This is a genomic window from Streptomyces sp. 15-116A, assembly GCF_025290915.1.
Lineage (GTDB): Bacteria > Actinomycetota > Actinomycetes > Streptomycetales > Streptomycetaceae > Streptomyces.
In genome coordinates this window covers 1-1,639 of record NZ_JAOCQE010000522.1, presented here as the reverse complement: position 1 = coordinate 1,639, position 1,639 = coordinate 1, and the positions used below count along the sequence as shown (strand labels likewise).

3 protein-coding genes are annotated in these 1,639 nt (G+C 72.9%); 1 reads left to right on the top strand and 2 read right to left on the bottom strand.

The features are described from left to right. Both N4P33_RS35090 and N4P33_RS35085 read right to left on the bottom strand, forming a co-directional pair. On the bottom strand, positions 1–331 hold a 331-nt coding region (locus N4P33_RS35090), incomplete at its 3' end, for a glycosyltransferase family A protein (protein ID WP_260830953.1). A 58-nt stretch (positions 332–389) separates the two neighbouring features. Then, on the bottom strand, positions 390–887 hold the full coding sequence (locus N4P33_RS35085; protein ID WP_260830951.1) for a MarR family winged helix-turn-helix transcriptional regulator: 498 nt from the start codon (positions 885–887) through the stop codon (positions 390–392). A 114-nt stretch (positions 888–1,001) separates the two neighbouring features. Between N4P33_RS35085 and N4P33_RS35080 the strand changes: the two genes are divergently transcribed. Continuing rightward, positions 1,002–1,415 carry an organic hydroperoxide resistance protein gene (locus tag N4P33_RS35080; protein WP_260830950.1) on the top strand — a complete coding sequence of 138 codons (414 nt, stop codon included), beginning with the start codon at positions 1,002–1,004 and terminating at the stop codon, positions 1,413–1,415. Positions 1,416–1,639 lie beyond the last annotated feature (224 nt).

Genomic DNA, 1,639 nt, shown 5'->3' with positions numbered 1-1,639 from the left:
CCGCGAGGAGGGCGTCCACCGCGCCGGGCGGGAGGACGTCGTCGCTGTCCAGGAACATCACGTACGGCGCGGTCACCGCGTCGAGCCCGGTGTTGCGGGGCGTCCCGCAGCCGCCGCTGTTGACCGGCAGCCCGATCACGCGCAGGCGCGGCTCGCGCTCGGCCAGCCGGGCGAGCAGGCCGGCGCTGCCGTCCGCCGAGCAGTCGTCCACGGCGACGACCTCGCGCACGGCCGGGCCCTGGTCGAGCGCCGAGCGGACGGCGTCGGTCACATGGGCGGAGTCGTCGTAGCCGATGACGACGACGGCGACCTGGGCAACGTGGGGGTCCATGGCGTCCCTGAGGGTGGTGGGCCGGTCATGGGACTTTTGCCCGCTTAAGGGTGTTTCGTCACGCCTCGCCTGTCGCTGTCGCTGTCGCTGACGTGCTCGCCGCCGTGGTCGCGGCCGCGTCCAGTGCCGTGGTGAGCCGGTCGAGGTCGGAGCGCAGGGCGCGGATCTCGGCGAGCTCGAAGCCGGTCGCGGCGGCGATCCGGCGGGGCACCTCGGCCGCCCGTTCCCGCAGGGCGGCGCCCTCCTCGGTGGGCCGCACCTCCACCGACCGCTCGTCGCGCGCGCTGCGCTCCCTGCGTACCAGGCCGGCCGCCTCCAGCCGCTTGAGCAGCGGGGAGAGCGTGCCGGAGTCCAGGCGCAGATGCTCGCCGAGCCTCTTCACGGGCAGCGCGCCGTGCTCCCAGAGGACCAGCATCACGAGGTACTGCGGGTAGGTGAGCCCGAGGTCCTTGAGGATCACGCGGTAGACGCCGTTGAAGGCGCGGGAGGCCGCGTTCAGGGAGAAGCAGATCTGCTGGTCCAGGCGGAGCCAGTCGTCGGCGGAGCTCGGTGTCATGCCTCCAGGGTAGCGCCGGTGGGCTATTGAGTTGTGCACAATCCAATTGCGTCCATCTGAGTTGTGTGCTCTACTCGAGGACGTCACGCACCCGACTGGAGGGAAGGTCCACCCATGAACGCGCTCTACACCGCCGTCGCCACCGCCACCCACGGCCGCGAGGGCCGCGCCGTCTCCTCCGACGGCACGCTCGACCTCAAGCTGGGCATCCCGGTGGAGATGGGCGGCTCCGGGCAGGGCACCAACCCCGAGCAGCTGTTCGCCGCCGGGTACTCCGCCTGCTTCGCCAGCGCCCTCGGCCTGGTCGGCCGGGCCGCGAAGATCGACGTCAGCGACGCCGCGGTGACCGCCGAGGTCGGCATCGGCAAGCAGGGCGAGGGCTTCGCGCTCGCGGTGACGCTGCGCGTCGAACTGCCGGAGAACGTGGACGAGGCGACCGGCCGCAAGCTCGTCGAGCAGGCCCACCAGGTCTGCCCCTACTCCAACGCCACCCGCGGCAACATCCCGGTCGACCTCGTCATCGAGTAGTCCCGGGCGGGCGGAGCGTTCGGCCGAGTCCCGGGCGGGCGGAGCGTTCAGCCGACCCGCGCCAGCACCTCGCCCGTCCGCTCGCTCCACGCCACCACCACGGCCTCCTCCGGCACCGGGTGCCAGCGCGTCAGCAGCAGCCAGCGCACCCGGTAGCGGCGGGCGATGGTGTCCCGCTCGGCACGGGTCGAGCCGGCGTCGAGATACGCGCGGACGTCGGCCCC

Bases quoted from the DNA above. Each gene is read 5' to 3' on its own strand.
- N4P33_RS35085 (WP_260830951.1), bottom strand. From the start codon at position 887: ATGACACCGAGCTCCGCCGACGACTGGCTCCGCCTGGACCAGCAGATC.
- N4P33_RS35080 (WP_260830950.1), top strand. From the start codon at position 1,002: ATGAACGCGCTCTACACCGCCGTCGCCACCGCCACCCACGGCCGCGAG.